13 protein-coding genes are annotated in these 15,066 nt (G+C 59.6%); 4 read left to right on the forward strand and 9 right to left on the reverse strand.

The genetic code is table 11. The features are described from left to right. The first annotated feature begins 36 nt into the window (after positions 1-36). Entirely contained in the window at positions 37-816 is a 780-nt protein-coding gene (locus IE089_RS10000) for a lipopolysaccharide kinase InaA family protein (protein ID WP_189477677.1), read from the forward strand. After that, positions 813-1,523 (forward strand): sulfotransferase family 2 domain-containing protein, encoded by a 711-nt coding sequence (locus IE089_RS10005; protein WP_189477678.1) that lies wholly within the window; start codon positions 813-815, stop codon positions 1,521-1,523. Before IE089_RS10000 ends, IE089_RS10005 begins: the two co-directional genes overlap by 4 nt. 4 nt (positions 1,524-1,527) lie before the next feature. Here the strand turns inward: IE089_RS10005 and IE089_RS10010 are convergent, their stop codons facing one another. Genes IE089_RS10010 through tfpB form a run of 9 tightly spaced genes read right to left on the reverse strand, consistent with a single transcriptional unit; the run spans position 1,528 to position 12,887 of the window. Then, positions 1,528-2,391 (reverse strand): alpha/beta hydrolase, encoded by an 864-nt coding sequence (locus IE089_RS10010; RefSeq protein WP_189477679.1) that lies wholly within the window; start codon positions 2,389-2,391, stop codon positions 1,528-1,530. A 3-nt stretch (positions 2,392-2,394) separates the two neighbouring features. After that, positions 2,395-3,195 (reverse strand): lipopolysaccharide kinase InaA family protein, encoded by an 801-nt coding sequence (locus tag IE089_RS10015; protein WP_189477680.1) that lies wholly within the window; start codon positions 3,193-3,195, stop codon positions 2,395-2,397. Next, positions 3,192-4,046 carry a lipopolysaccharide core heptose(I) kinase RfaP gene (gene rfaP, locus IE089_RS10020; RefSeq protein WP_189477681.1) on the reverse strand — a complete coding sequence of 285 codons (855 nt, stop codon included), beginning with the start codon at positions 4,044-4,046 and terminating at the stop codon, positions 3,192-3,194. The genes IE089_RS10015 and rfaP overlap by 4 nt, the downstream gene beginning before the upstream one ends. Next, positions 4,039-5,184 carry a glycosyltransferase family 4 protein gene (locus IE089_RS10025; RefSeq protein WP_189477682.1) on the reverse strand — a complete coding sequence of 382 codons (1,146 nt, stop codon included), beginning with the start codon at positions 5,182-5,184 and terminating at the stop codon, positions 4,039-4,041. The genes rfaP and IE089_RS10025 overlap by 8 nt, the downstream gene beginning before the upstream one ends. Before the next feature lie 3 nt (positions 5,185-5,187). Further along, positions 5,188-6,165 (reverse strand): lipopolysaccharide heptosyltransferase I, encoded by a 978-nt coding sequence (gene waaC, locus IE089_RS10030; protein ID WP_268247998.1) that lies wholly within the window; start codon positions 6,163-6,165, stop codon positions 5,188-5,190. A gap of 11 nt (positions 6,166-6,176) precedes the next feature. Continuing rightward, complete coding sequence (gene waaF / locus IE089_RS10035; RefSeq protein WP_189477684.1) at positions 6,177-7,217, reverse strand: lipopolysaccharide heptosyltransferase II; 1,041 nt, start codon at positions 7,215-7,217, stop codon at positions 6,177-6,179. 37 nt (positions 7,218-7,254) lie between these two features. Further along, complete coding sequence (locus IE089_RS10040) at positions 7,255-8,181, reverse strand: branched-chain amino acid transaminase (RefSeq protein ID WP_189477685.1); 927 nt, start codon at positions 8,179-8,181, stop codon at positions 7,255-7,257. Next, complete coding sequence (gene glnE / locus IE089_RS10045) at positions 8,168-11,095, reverse strand: bifunctional [glutamate--ammonia ligase]-adenylyl-L-tyrosine phosphorylase/[glutamate--ammonia-ligase] adenylyltransferase (RefSeq protein ID WP_229802706.1); 2,928 nt, start codon at positions 11,093-11,095, stop codon at positions 8,168-8,170. Before glnE ends, IE089_RS10040 begins: the two co-directional genes overlap by 14 nt. Positions 11,096-11,111: 16 nt before the next feature. Continuing rightward, positions 11,112-12,887: a type IV pilus assembly ATPase TfpB gene (gene tfpB / locus IE089_RS10050; RefSeq protein WP_189477686.1), complete on the reverse strand. Its 1,776-nt coding sequence runs from the start codon at positions 12,885-12,887 to the stop codon at positions 11,112-11,114. Positions 12,888-13,025: 138 nt separating this feature from the next. Between tfpB and IE089_RS10055 the strand changes: the two genes are divergently transcribed. Together IE089_RS10055 and IE089_RS10060 are read left to right on the forward strand one after the other, a co-directional pair. Further along, positions 13,026-13,706: a TIGR00153 family protein gene (locus tag IE089_RS10055; protein WP_189477687.1), complete on the forward strand. Its 681-nt coding sequence runs from the start codon at positions 13,026-13,028 to the stop codon at positions 13,704-13,706. A 13-nt stretch (positions 13,707-13,719) separates the two neighbouring features. Beyond that, positions 13,720-14,997, forward strand: a complete 1,278-nt coding sequence (locus IE089_RS10060; RefSeq protein WP_189477688.1) for an inorganic phosphate transporter — start codon at positions 13,720-13,722, stop codon at positions 14,995-14,997. Positions 14,998-15,066 lie beyond the last annotated feature (69 nt).

The following is a 15,066-nucleotide window of genomic DNA, read 5'->3' on the forward strand; positions in this document are numbered from 1 at the left end:
CAGACGCAGCCAACCGCGCCAGCGTACAATAGCGCTATGACCGCGAGTGCCCTCCCCAACCAAAATTCAAACCCCCGCGACTGGCCCACAGTGGCCGCGCAGTTGGCTGATCGGCAGCTACCTGACGGTTGGGAACTGGTGAACAGCTCCGGCTTTGCCAGAGTGGCCCATAACGCCGAGCAACGCCTGTTTTACAAGGAATTCCTGCCTCGCAGCCCACTGGAGTCTGTGAAGGCGACACTGCGGGGTAGTCGCGCAACACGCGCACGTATTCACAACGACGAACTACGCCTGGCCGGCTTCAAGGCTCCGCAGAACATTGCCTGGGGCGCGCTGGGCAGCGGGGCCGAGTACCTGATCAGTACCGCGGTGCCAGGTCATGGAGTGGACGACTGGTTACGCCGGCAGCTCCCCCCCGGCGACCCATCGCTATTCAAGAAACGTCGCCAGCTGTTATCTGATCTAGGACAGGCCGTGGGCCGTCTACACCACACGGGCTTCGTGCACGGCGATATGCGAACAGGCAATGTGCTGGCGGATTATCGCGGTGGGCGTTTCCACTTCGCCTACATCGACAATGAACGCAATTCTCGCCATAAGGTGGCGCCAGGCAAGTTCGTTGCCCGCAACCTTATGCAGCTTAATATGCATACGCCGCAGGAGCTGAGTCGCAGCGAGCGGTGGGTGTTCTTTCAGGCCTGGCGGCGGCAAATGCGCGAGCTTTCAGAGACAGAAGCCAATGTGTTGGCACGGGAGTCCTTTGCCTGGGCAATGCGTCGCCTGGCCGCCAAAGGAAAGTTGGTCACATCGCAATGAACATCACGGGGCTACTTTGGCGATTGATGCCTGTGCGCGAGCGGGCCGCCATTCTCGATCTGGCGCCCCACTACAAGCAGCGGCACATCGAGCGCATTCTCAAAGGCCGAGCCGGTTACCAACCCTGCTTCGACCAGCACAAGGCATTGTTCATACATATTCCCAAAAGTGCCGGGCGCAGCATTGTGCGCGGACTCTTCGATGTGAAATCCGTAGAACATGCACCGGCAGACTGGTACCAGCTTTTGGACCCGGAGAAGTTCGACCGGTATTTCAAGTTCACCTTCGTGCGCAATCCCTGGGACAGGGCGGTATCTGCCTATACGTACTTGCTGCAAGGCGGCTCAGCGGCAAGCGACGAAGATCAGGAATGGTCGCGCTTCGTCGCGAGCTTTGAGTCCTTCGATGATTTTGCAAAACAGTGGATCACGGCCGAGAACGTGCAGCGCTATGCCTTGTTCACCCCACAGTGCGCCTTCCTCAAAGACAAGTTTGGTCGAATATCTATGGATTTCATTGGGCGCTTTGAGAATCTGGAGCAAGACTTTGCGACGGTTGCCCAGCGCCTAGGCACCCAGACAAACCTGCCCCACATCAACAGTAGCCGCAGCCGTGATTTTCGCGATTACTACAGCGAGGCTTCTGTTCAGGCGGTGGCAAAGGCCTACGCCGAGGACATCGAGACGCTGGAATACCAGTTCCGCTAGGGCATTAATCCGAGGGTGGTACGCGCTGAAGTATCCAGCTGCTGAGCTCTTCGAGCACGGTTTCTCTTTCCGGCTCGTTGAATATCTCATGGTACAGCTCTGGATAAATACGCAGGGACTTATCTTCTGAGGCGATCGCCTGATGAAATACCTCAGAACCCTCGGGTGCTGTCATGGCATCGGCGGCGCCATGCATTACCAGCAACGGCAGCGTAATGTGTTCACGCTGTGCAGCCACCGTGTCCATCATGGTAAACAGCTCAGTCACCAATCGCGCACTCACCTTCCCGTTATGCACAAGGGGGTCGTCGCGATAACGCCGCACAACCGCGGCATCGCGGCTGATCTGGGTGGCATCAAGTGCCAGCAGACCCACGGTGGGCCAAACCCGCGACAACAGCCGGGCAATCCATAACATCACCGGCGACGGCGGGTCGCTGGCCTGTAGCGCGGCACCGGAGAGTGCCGCTCCGGCAAACTCTCCCTGGTGCTTTAACAAGTAGTAGGCGCCGATAAGCCCGCCCATACTGTGACCCACAAGAAAACAGGGCTGGCCGGGATACCATTCATCGATGAGGTCGCGCAGCGTGTCCAGTGGCGTCATAAAGTCATCACAGCTGTCACAGTAGACACGCGCACCCGGTGATTCACCGTGGCCCACATGATCAGGCGCAACAACGGCAATGCGCCTCGCAGCCATGAACTCGGCAAAGCCCTGATAGCGTCCCGAGTGCTCCCCCAGCCCATGGGCCAGCAGAATTACGGCGACCGGGCTCTCCAGCGCCCAATGGCGGTAGTACACCTGGTCATGAAGCCTGCTCTCGGCCGGAACAACAGACAGGCCAGTTTGCACCGTATTGTTCGTCATGTCTTACCCCATCAGTGTATGGCCACGCTGACCATAGCGTTTTCTATGCTTCTTCCTCAGGCGCCTCAGGGGTGCCAGTGCCATCGCTTCCACCGCATCGCGACTGATCCCGCTGATGTCAGTATAGGCATCGAGAAAGTGCTCGAAGTCTGCTCTGGGCAAACCCATTTCTTCGGCATTGAGTATAAATCTCGCCAGATCCCGTCCCCGTCGTGAACGTTGTGCGCTGTGACGAATGGCGTCCAGATCTACTAGCGTCAGACGGCCATCACCCCATACCCAGTTGCTCCACTTTGTGTCTCCATGGGTATAGCCCGTGTCATGCAGTTCAGCCAGCGCGCTGCCACAGGCATTCATCACCCGATCCCATCGCACAGTATCGGGTCGCTGCATCCACAGCGCTTTAATATCGTCTCCGGGCAAGGCCTCTGTCACCAGCAGGACGCCGCCATTAAAGCCCAGGCATGCCAGCGGCTCTGCCACTTGCACACCCAGCGCGCGCAGCGACTCGGCGCTGTCATAGGAGCGCAGGGCGCGCCCTCGCACCAGCCGAAACAACAGGCTTTGGACAGGAGACTTGGCGATAAACAACTTGCAGTAGCAGGGGCGACCACGCAACTCAGCCAGGAAAACCGCGCTGAAAGGGTCGTCCTTAACGCACTGGCCCATGCTGTCCAAGGCAGCGCGCACACTAGATACCTTATTTGTTGCAGCATCGGTGCCCGCCGGCATCGCTGCTCTCAGCTCGCCAGCAATCTCCGTAGCGCGCGCACCGCCGCGCAGTGGCCGGAAGGCGCCGCTCATGACTCAGAGCTCCCGGCCTCTAGCAGTACCCGCGGCAAAGGAGGCTCGCGCCCGTGCTCGCGTCGATACAGTTGCTGCGCCTTCGCGCTCACGGTCATCCAAAACCCGCTTCTTTCGCCAAACGCAGTGTGCAGGCCGCTTACCTCGTAGTGCTTCAGGAAGCGCAGTACGTCACGCAGTGTCAATCCACAGTCCATGGCGGAGAAGTACAGTCCCGCCAGGTCTTTAATCAACCAACGCTTAGGGACAACATCGCGGCACTGGGCGCGATGCAGATCGATCACGTGCGCGCGTGGCGTCGTTGCTAGCGATTCTAGGTCCAGGTGGAAGTGACATAGGTAATAGTCCCTGTGGTTGATGCCGGCTGCATGCATACTTCGACTGGTCTGGGCCAGCATAGCCACAAGTTTTTGCCGCAGCGCAGGCGGCGGCGGGCTAGCCGCCCAGTCCGCGCAATAGTCTTCCAAACTCACGGTGTGTGTCAGTTCATCGGTAACCAGTAGGGAGTCACGAATGGCCGGGTTGCGGCCCCAGGAACCGTAGGCGGCGATACTGAGGGTGGGCACGCCGATGCGCTCCAATCGCCGTACGGCCACATACTCATTGCGCGCGCTGGTAACAGGCAGGCGGAACTGCAGCAGGTTCTTCAGGATTTCGCCCCACCCAATGCCGCGGTGCAACTTGAGAAAGAACGCCTTCTCGCCCAAGGCGAAACGCAGTGTTTTACGTCCTTCCCGACTGCGATAGATATCCTTCGAAGCTGCCGCATCGGCGGTATCAATAGCCCATTGCAGCAGGGGCTGCTGCGCCAACTGCACGGCCATGTCTTCCCTGATGTAAACGTCACTCATGCGGCACCTGCGCAGACTTTTTCAGGAAACCCTCAATCAATGCGGCACCCGTGGCATGCATAGACCACAGGTCGGTGCGCTCAGCGTAGGCCAGGCCGCGCTCACGGCACTGATGGCGGAAGTAGCCGTCACTCATGCGGTCCATAGCCGTGGTGAGCATCGCAGGCTCGAAGGGGCTGTCCAACACTACGCCAGCTCCTGGCGTGGCAATGTGATGGGCGTAGCCGCAAACATCGGTCACTATCACTGGCAATCCGGCCACCAAAGCCTCTAGTAAGACAATACCTGCGGCCTCATCCAGTGCCGGGTGCACCAGCGCATCTGCCGCCAGCAGCAACTCGGGGATATCATCCCGACCGCCGAGAAAGTGTACCTGATCTGCAACACCTTGCTGTTTGGCCAACTGCCGGAAGCGCCGTTCTTTGTCCTGTCCGGCGATCAGCAAGCGGGCCGTCAGGTCTTCCCGGCGCGCGAGCAAAGCGGCTAAGGCGGTAATTGCCCGATCCAGGCCCTTTTTACGAAAGCCCGAGCCCACGAACAAAAAGACCAGCTCGCCAGACGCAATATCCAGTTGTGCACGCGCGGCCTCACGCCGCGCTGCGGCGTTCTCTGACCGACATCGATCACGATCGATGCCCGGCGGCAGCATGTGAAGGCGTGACTCGGGCGTATGGTAGTAGTGCTGAAACTTCACCTTCTCGGTTTCTGAAATCAGCAGAATCTCTGTGTTGCTACCCTGGCCAAATACCGCCTGCTCATAGGAGGAAAAGTGTTTATAGCGCGGCGTCAGACGGTACAGCGATGAGCGCTGGGTAGCGGCGATATCGGCATAACAGCCGTCCGCCGCGTAATACACGTCCAGGCCGGGCATCTTATTGAATCCCACGACCCCATCGATAGGGCTCGCAGTAATGTCCTGTTTTACCCAGGCGTGAAATCGCTGGTTGCGTGTATGCCGCGTCAGGGCGCGCGCGGGCACTAAGCGCAGCTCCGTATCCGGCAGCGACTCACCCTGCCAATCGATGCAGTAAATGCGGCAATCATGGCCACGCTTTTGCAACGCTTCCACAAAGCGACGAAAGTCGCGCTGCATTCCGCCGTAAGGAAAATACTTGTAGAGCAGCAGGGCCAGCTGCATGGCTTAGGCCTCTGATAGCAGGGTGAGCAACTTTGCCCACACCGCCTCCGGCTGTATCGCGGCCATTTGTGCATCTGCAGCTGCTGCATTGTCGCCCGCCAGTGGTGACACCATATGAGATTGATGACGGCCATAGCTGCCGATTAGCGCTGTGCGCGTTGGACCGTAGAGGGACACCGCCGGTACATCCAGGGCTGCAGCAAGATGACCCAGGCCGGTGTCCACCGCCACCGCTGCACGCACCTCCAGCAGCAAATTGGCAATCCCCCGGAGGTCCAGTCGCGGCAACACTTGCGCATTCGCCGACTGCTCAGCGATGGCTTGTGCCCGTTCGCGTTCCTTATCGCTGCCCCAGGGCAGCCATACTTTCAGCGCTTTGGTCTCCGCCAGGCGCGCCAGTTCCACCCAGTAAGACTGCGGCCACAGTTTTTCCTTTCTAGCCGTGCCGTGAAAGAAAAGCAGCCCAGGCTGACTGGCTTCGCTGGTCCCGGGCATGGCATCCCGCACCCCGTAATCGCCAACGTTCCCAGGTACCGGATAATCCAGCGACTTGGCGAACAATTGGCGGGTGCGCTCCACCGCGTGCATTTCTCGGGGTACGGACAAACGGTGCTGATAAGCCATCGCCGCAGCGCCTTCCCGCGCACTGTGCTTGTCCAAACCAAACACGGGCGCGTCCGCCAGACGCGATACGAAAGCGCTCTTCAACAAACCCTGGGCATCAATCACCCGGTCATAATGCGCAAGCCCCAGCTCGTGCCTGAAGCGCCGCCACTCTGTGCCGGACAGAGTCTTTAGCGGTTGCTTACGCCAGCGACGCAGAGCGATGGGGATAACCCGCTCTACCGCAGGATGCCAGGCGGGCACTTCTGCGAAGGCCTCTTCCACCGCCCAGTCAAAACGAAGGTCAGGTCTGGCAGAAACAGCATCGGTGAGCGCAGGCAGGGTGTGGATGACATCGCCCAGTGACGACATTTTCACGATCAACACTCTCACGTCGAGGCCTCGCGACTGAGCAGCTCGTCCAGCTGTGCGATGGCCGCGGCCGGGCTCAACTCGCGCATACAGCGATGGTGGCCCAGTGGGCACTCCCGTTGGAAACAGGGGGCGCAGTCAATGTCGCTGACCAGCAGGGCCGCGTTCGTGCTAAGCGGCGGTGTAAAGCCCGGGGAGGTCGCGCCGTAAAGCACCAACAGGGGGCGCGCCAGTGCCGCGGCAATGTGCATCAGCCCGGAGTCATTACTGACCACTGCATCTGCTAGGCTAAGTAGGTCTATGGCTTGCGAGAGCGCTGTTTTACCAGCGAGGTTATGCACGGTGCCAGCGTCTAATGCGCCCGCTATTTCAGTGGTAACCGCGCTATCGTTGGCAGAGCCAAATAGAACGACCTGCCAGCCGGCGCGCTGATAGTGTTTCCCGAGCTCCGCGTAGTGCGATGCCGGCCAGCGCTTGGCACCGCCAAACTCGGCACCCGGGCACAGCGCCAGCAGGGGTTGATCATCAGCGATGTTAAATGCCTCGGCGGCACGGCCGGCGTTCTCCGCTTGCACTGTCAAGCGCGGTGCCGGCAGCGGATCGGGCAAAGCCGCACCCTCAGGCTGGCCCAGGGCAACGAAACGCTGCACCATCAGTGGCAGCGCCTGCTCATCCAGCAGGCGAATATCATTGAGCAACCCAAAACGCATCTCCCCGCGCCACCCGGTGCGCAGGGGAATACCGGCAAACCAGGGCAGCAGCGCAGACTTCAGCGAGTTGGGCAAGAGAATGGCTTGATCATAGTCGCCGCGCAGTGCGTGCCCCATTTTGCGGCGCACACCCAGTCCCAGTTCACCGTGCGCCAGCGGCAGCGTCAGGCCCTGGCGAACTTCAGGCATCCGCTCCAGCAGCGGCTGGCTCCAAGCCGGTGCCATCACATCAATACTGCCTTCCGGGTTACGTTGCGCGAGCAGTTGATAGAGGGAATGGGACATCACCATGTCACCGACCCATGCGGGGCCGATGACCAGTGTTCGGTGCTTATCGCTTTGTGACATTTCGCGGCTCACACCGCCCGTCCCGGGACGCCTGCTCTCAGGCTACGGGGTCCAGCCACTGGGGGTTTTGCGGCCGGTTGCCACGCACGCTGTCGAAGTACATGGTCTGCAGTTGCTCGGTAATCGGGCCGCGGGAACCACTGCCAATGGTGCGCCCGTCCAGTTCCCTGATCGGCACTACCTCGGCCGCGGTGCCAGTAAAGAAGGCCTCATCGGCAACGTAGACCTCATCCCGGGTAATGCGCTTTTCCTCGATGCGATACCCGAGCTCTTCCGCCAGACTGAAGATAGTGCGCCGCGTGATGCCGTCGAGGCAGGAAGTCAGGTCAGGCGTATAGATGCGGTTGTCACGCACGACGAAAACGTTCTCGCCACTGCCCTCTGCCACATAGCCTTCATTGTCCAGCAACAGCGCTTCTTCGGCGCCACTGTCCAAGGCTTCGCGCAGTGCCAACATCGAGTTGATGTAGTTGCCGTTCGCCTTGGCCTTACACATGGTGATGTTGACGTGATGGCGGGTATAACTTGAGGTGCGAACCTTGATGCCGCGATCGCGCGCATCGGGGTCCATGTAAGAGGGCCACTCCCATGCGGCTACCATTACGTGCGTGCGCAGATTATCTGCGCGCAGGCCCATGCCCTCGGAACCGTAAAAGCACATGGGACGGAGGTAAGCTTCGCTCAAACCATTCTCGCGAACCACCGCACGCTGAGCCTCATTGATGGTCTCTTTATCGTAGGGCATGTCCATGGCCAGGATATGTGCCGAATTGAACAGACGATCGGTGTGTTCCTTCAGCCTGAAGATGCAGCTGCCCCGGTCTTCGGTGTGATATGCACGCACGCCCTCAAACACACCCAGACCGTAGTGCAGCGTGTGTGTCAGTACGTGTACCTTGGCATCGCGCCAGGGCACCATTTCACCATCCAGCCAGATGACTCCATCACGATCAGCCAGGCTCATGTGTTTCTCCATTCAATTCTTTGTCGTCGTTGCCGCCAGCAATTCCGTGGCACAACAAGGTATCCCAGCAGCGTCGCACGGCCTCGCGTTGTGGTACGAACTCATTCGCAGGCACCACGCCCTCAATCTGTTGCAGCGCCAATTGATGCGACGCCGAGCGGTATGCCAAGTAGGCCTCCGTCAGAAGTTCGCAATCTGCAGGGTCGAAGAGGCTTTTTTGCGCCAGGGTTTCCAGCAGCCTAACGTTGTCTGACCAGCGCACCAGCTCAGGCACTTGATAGGCCCACGCGAGCACCGCGTATTGCACCATAAATTCAATATCAACGATACCGCCCTCACCCTGTTTCAGATGAAACAGGTCGCCCGCCTTACAGCGAGCTGGGAGCAGGTGTTCACGCATGCGACTGCGCATGGCGAGCACTTCATGGCGCAGCGCCTCCAGATCGCGCTCACGGCACAAGACGTCACGGCGCACCTCGTCGACACGCGCGGCGACCGTGGCATCACCGGCCACAAAGCGGGCACGAACCAATGCCTGATGCTCCCAGGTCCAGGCGGAGTCTGACTGGTAGCTGCGAAAGCCTTCGCAGGTCGTTACCAGCATCCCCGAGGCCCCCGAGGGGCGCAGCCGCATATCAACCTCATACAGCTGTCCCAGCATCATACGGGTTTCCAAAATATGGATGATGCGCTGACCCAGGCGGGTATAGAACATCACGTTATCAATCTGGCGGGGGCCAGATGTCACCCCCTGGGATGCGGAGTCCTGCACAAAGACCAAATCCAGGTCTGACCCGTGCCCCAGCTCAATGCCCCCCAGTTTGCCGTAGCCAAAGATGGCAAAACCGTAACCGTCACCTTGTCGATCAGGTTCTCCATATTTGGCCACCAGATCAGCCCAGGCGATCGCAATCACCTGCCCCAGTATTACCTCAGCAAGAAAGGTGAGCTTATCGCTGACCTGCATCAACGGAAGCTGACCACCCAGTTCGCTGGCGGCCACTCTCAACACATGCGACGCCTTGAAATAACGAAGCGCATCCATCTGCGCCTCCAGGTCGTCAATGGGCAGGCGAAGCACTTGCTGCTGCAGTTCATTCTCCAGCGCCTCCCGATCGGGCGCGGAGTACAGGCTGGCACTATCGAGCAACTCATCCAGCAGCACCGGGCTTCGTTCCAACTGCGTGGCTATCCAGGGAGAAGCACTGCCTAACAACACCAGCTGCTGCAGGGCTCTGGGGTTTTCCAGCAGGAGAGCGAGGTACGCGCTGCGACGGACCACCGCTGTCACCAGCGGCAATAGCCGCGCCAGGGTGCGGTCCGGGTCTTCACTGTCCAGGCAGGCCTTCAAAAACCTCGGCATGAACGCATGCAACCTTTCCCTGCCCTCGCTTTGCAGCGACAGCAGCTTGCGACTCTCACGCAGGGTATCCAGACGCGCCAGGGTATCTTCAGACTGACGGTAGCCGGCCTTGGCTAACATGGCCGCATCCAGACTTGCATCCCAGGGCAAGAGCTCTTCGGCATCCTCCGGCGCGTCGGCCCCAGGCTCCGCAATCAACTCCGAGAAGTGCTGCGCTACGCGCTCACGGTGCGACTCAAGAACTGACAAATAATCATCCCAGCTGTCGCAGCCCATCAGCGTAGCCATTGCCAGCCGCGGCAACTCATCGCCGGGCAAAGTTTGGCTTTGCCTGTCGTCAAAGCCCTGAATGGCATGCTCGCTATCGCGCAGGAACAAATAGGCATCGCGCAGCACTTTTGCAACACCCGGCGGCAGGCTGCCCAGGCGCTCACATTCGTCCAGTACCGGCAGTAGCTCACGCCGCTGCAGTGCAGTATCGCGACCGCCACGGATCAGCTGCAGGCACTGGGCAATAAACTCCACATCGCGAATACCACCGCTGCCGAGTTTGACATTGTCCTGCAAGCCCTTACGGCGCACCTCGGTCTGAATCATCTGCTTCATGCTGCGCAGACTTTCGATCACCCCGAAGTCGACGTAACGCCGATAAACAAAAGGCCGCAAGGCACTCATCAGCGTCTGACCGTTGGCCTCACCACCGGTCACGGGGCGCGCCTTGATCATGGCATAGCGCTCCCAGTCCCGGCCCTGATCCTGGTAGTACTCCTCCAAAGCGGTGAAGTTATGTACTAGCGCGCCGCTCTCGCCGTAGGGCCTGAGGCGCATATCCACGCGAAACACAAACCCATCGGCTGTAGGTTGATCGAGGAGCTTGATAATGGCGCGCCCCAGCCGGGTAAAGAACTCCTCATTACTCAGGGGCTTATCGGGGTGGTCCGTCTCACCGGCTTCGGGGAATGCGAAGATCAGGTCTATGTCAGAGGACACATTGAGCTCAGCCGCTCCCAGCTTCCCCATCGCCAGCACCACCAGATTCTGTTCAGCGCCGTCACTACGCCCTCTCGGTATCCCATGCCGGGCCTGCAACTGCGCCATCGCCAGGGACTGGGCTGCCGCAATACAGGTATCAGCCAGCGCGGAGGTGTCAGCAATCGTCTCTCGGGTATCGGCGCTGCGGCAGAAATCGCGCCAGACAATGCGCAGCATTTCCCGATTACGAAACCGGCGCAGCACGGCCATAGGATCGGCAGTCGGCTCATCCAGCGCTTCCGCAAGGCGCTGCGCGTACTGCTTCGCAGTCAATGAATGTGCAAGATCACCGCTATTGAGCAGCGCGGAGAATGTAGCGGGGTTGCGGCGGGCCTGCTCTGCGACAAAACGGCTGCACGCCAGTGCACGACCACACTCCCGGGCGAGATCCGTGGCTGCTAGCGCCTGCTGGAGCGCCGCTGCCGTTTCAGTATCGGCGCGTTCCATAATGCTGGCCCAGACCGCTTGCGCATTGTCGGCAAGCGCCGGCGCAAGGCCTGCGACATCGGGTTCTGTCACAGCGGGCTATCCAGTGTTAACCATCGAGCACAGGTGCCACACGCAGCACCTCTTCGATGGTGGTCTGCCCTCGAGCAACACGCATGGCACCACTGAGGCGTAGGGTTTTCATGCCCTCTTTCATGGCCAGGGTGCGCACGCGGGCGGTATCCATGTGAGGTTTGATTTCATCCTGCACCGCTGGTGTATTCACCAGCACCTCGTAAATCCCCTGACGGCCCATGTAGCCCGTGTCGCGACAGGCGCGACAACCCACTGGGCGGGCAATCTTCTCGGGCATACGCACTTTCCAAGGCGCTACCAGCTGCTGCCAGGCTTCGGGTTCGGGCGCTTCCCAGGATTTACATTTCTCGCAGAGTATCCGCACCAGGCGCTGGGACATCACGCCGCGAACCGTCGCCTTGATCAGATACGGTGGCACCCCTAGTTCCAGCAAGCGTGACACCGAGCTGGGGGAGTCATTGGTGTGTAGCGTCGACAGCACCAGGTGTCCAGTGAGGGCCGCCTGCACTGCCATATTGGCGGTTTCCAGATCGCGAATCTCGCCAACCATAATGATGTCGGGGTCCTGACGCATGAGTGCCCGCACACCCGCCGAGAAATCCAGGTCGATGCTATGATTGACCTGCATCTGGTTGAAGGCGCCTTCTACCATTTCGATGGGGTCTTCAATGGTGCAAACGTTAACCTCGTCCGTGGCCAGTTCGCGCAAGGTTGAATACAGCGTGGTGGTCTTACCCGAGCCCGTGGGGCCGGTAACCAGCACAATGCCATTGCCTGCGCCGGTCATCTGGTGCCAGCGAGCCAGGTCATCGTCCGCCAGGCCCAGCTGTTCAAAACTCTTTTGCAACACATCGGGATCAAAAATCCGCATCACCAGCTTTTCACCAAAGGCCGTTGGCAGTGTGGCCAGACGTAGCTCGACTTCGTCGCCTTCGGGGGTTCGCGTTTTCAGTCGACCGTCCTGCGGCCGGCGCTTCTCGGCAACATCCATTCGCCCGAGAATTTTTATGCGGCTGGTAACTGCCGCGCAGACCTGTTGCGGCAGTTCGTAAACACTGTGCAGCACGCCGTCTATCCGGAAGCGCACATGTCCAATTTCCCGCCGCGGCTCGATATGGATGTCACTGGCGCGTTGTTCGAACGCGTACTGCAGCAGCCAATCCACCACGCTCACAATATGCTGGTCGTTGGCATCCGGCTCCTTCATGGAGCCAAGCTCGAGCATTTGCTCCAGATTGCCTATACCGGCCACAGCCTCCGGTTTACTGCCACTGTGCGCACCACGAACAGACCCCGCCATGGTGTAAAACTCGGCCGTATGGCGCACCAGAGCCCGGGGGTCGGAGATCACACGCCGGATGGGGCGGCGCAGCACGTGCTCCAGGTTGGACTCCCAGCCACGGACATAGGGTTCAGCAGACGCAATTACTACGTCCTGATCGCTAACTTCGACGGCAAGAATGCGATGCCGCTGTGCGAATGCCTGCGACATGACTTCGGAAACTGCGCTGACATTGATCTTGAGCGGGTCTATGTCGTACACGGCTTGGCCGGTTTGCTGCGACAGCCAACCCAGCAAGGCATCCATATCCAGCACCGCTCCTGAGCGAGCCGCATCCGGCAGCTTTTGCTCTGCAAGGAATACCAACGGATGCACACTGCCTACCGCCGTCTTGCTAACGCGCTTGCGCTCTTCCTCGGTGATTCTGCCGTCATTGCAAAGTTGCTCGACCAGCCCTGGAAGGGTCAGCCTGGCCTCGCTGGTGAACACATCGGGTGACACTGCCATGGGTGGAAATGGCCTCCGGCCGTGGCTTCAATTATGCCCTCATGCTAGCACAGGCATGGGCCGCAAAACCCGACATTCAGACTATGACAGAGGCGCTGCAAATACCTATACTGCGCGCTCAAGCAACGAGGGTATCCGATGGCAGGTGGCAATCCTCTGGAGCGACTCTTCGGTAAGTCGCCCATAGGTCCAATTCAGGAACACATGCAGCTGGCCAATGAAGCGGCCTGCCTGCTTCCACAGCTGATTGAGGCCAGCATTGATGGTGACTGGAAGCGCGCCAAAGAGGTCAACAAGCAGATACAGGCCTCAGAGGCCGCTGCGGATAAACTCAAGCGCAAGATCCGCCAGAACCTGCCGCGCTCGCTGTTCCTTCCGGTACCCCGGGGCGATCTGCTGGAATTGGTATCCACCCAGGACAAAGTTGCCAACGTGGCCAAGGACATCGGCGTGCTGGTAATGGGCCGGGAGATGACCTTTCCCGCAAAACTGCAGGAACCACTAACGGAGTTTCTCGACGCATGCCTGTCAGCGGTGGACCAGTGCCTCGGCGCTATTCAGGAGCTGGATGAACTCCTGGAAGTGGGTTTTACCGGACGCGAGGTAAGGCGCGTAGAAAAAATGCTGAAGGATCTTGATCGTACGGAGGCGAAGTGCGATAGAACGGCCGCCAAGGTTCGCCGCATTCTGTTCCGGATGGAATCAGAGCTGCCGCCCATCGATACGATGTTCCTTTACAGGGTTCTGGCACTAATATCGGACTTGGCTGATGTGTCGGAGTCCGTCGGCGACCGACTTCAAATCATTATTGCGCGCTAGGGAGCTCCCTTAAATGGACATCATTGCCCAGTACGGTCCGATCTTCGTGATCATGGCCTGCGCCTTCGGCTTCTTCATGGCCTGGGGAATCGGCGCCAATGACGTGGCCAATGCCATGGGCACCTCTGTGGGCTCACGCGCACTCACTATCAAGCAAGCCATTCTGGTGGCCATGATCTTTGAGTTCATGGGCGCCTACCTAGCTGGAGGCGAGGTAACTTCTACTATACGCAAGGGCATCATCGATGCCGATGCCCTGTCGGACACACCCGAGCTTATGGTTTACGGGATGATGTCCGCCCTGCTGGCCGCGGGTACCTGGCTATTGATTGCCAGCATGAAGGGCTGGCCAGTATCGACGACCCATTCCATCGTGGGCGCCATCGTGGGTTTCGCTGCGGTAGGCATCTCGGTTGAGTCCGTGCACTGGGAGCAGGTGGGTACCATCGCCGCCAGCTGGGTGGTTTCGCCCGTGCTCGCCGGCACCATTTCCTTCGGCCTCTTCATGAGCGTGAAAGTGCTCATTCTGGACACTGACGACCCCTTCCACCGGGCCAAACGGTTCATCCCCATCTATATGTGGATGGTGGGATTCATGATCTCCATGGTGACTCTGCTTAAGGGTCTTAAGCACATCGGTCTGGACCTGGACCTGGGGCTGGGCTCCAAGTTCGCCAATGCGATCCCCATCTCCGCGGCTATCGGCCTGGTCGTTGCCGGTCTGGGCATGCTGATGCTGCGGCGCGTCAAAGAAGTTCAAGACGAAAACAACCGCTTTGCCAGTGTCGAGCGGGTCTTCGCCATCCTGATGATTTTCACCGCCTGTGCCATGGCATTCGCCCACGGCTCCAACGACGTGGCCAACGCCGTAGGGCCACTGGCAGCCATTGCCGCTACGGTACAGAGCGGCGGAGAGATCGCGGCAAAATCCGCCATGCCCTGGTGGATTCTGCTTACCGGTGCACTGGGCATCGTGATCGGTTTGGCTACCTACGGCTGGAAGGTCATTGCAACTATCGGCCGCAAAATCACAGAGCTGACACCCAGTCGTGGCTTCGCGGCCGAGCTGGGCGCCGCCTCTACCGTTGTCATCGCCTCGGCGACGGGCCTACCCATTTCCACCACCCACACGCTGGTGGGTGCTGTGCTGGGCGTGGGCATTGCACGAGGCATCGCCGCACTTAACCTGCGCACCGTGGGCTCCATCTTTATGTCGTGGATTATCACCCTCCCCGCCGGTGCAGGCCTGGCGATCCTGTTCTTCTTTATCTTCAAGGGTATCTTCGGCTAGCAAGCCGCCTGTGCATTATTCCCACTGGTGGGAGTACCGCATTATTGGGTACCCTTAGCGGCCATTTAA

The sequence above is a fragment of the Parahalioglobus pacificus genome, assembly GCF_014652275.1.
In the GTDB taxonomy this organism is placed as follows: domain Bacteria; phylum Pseudomonadota; class Gammaproteobacteria; order Pseudomonadales; family Halieaceae; genus Parahalioglobus; species Parahalioglobus pacificus.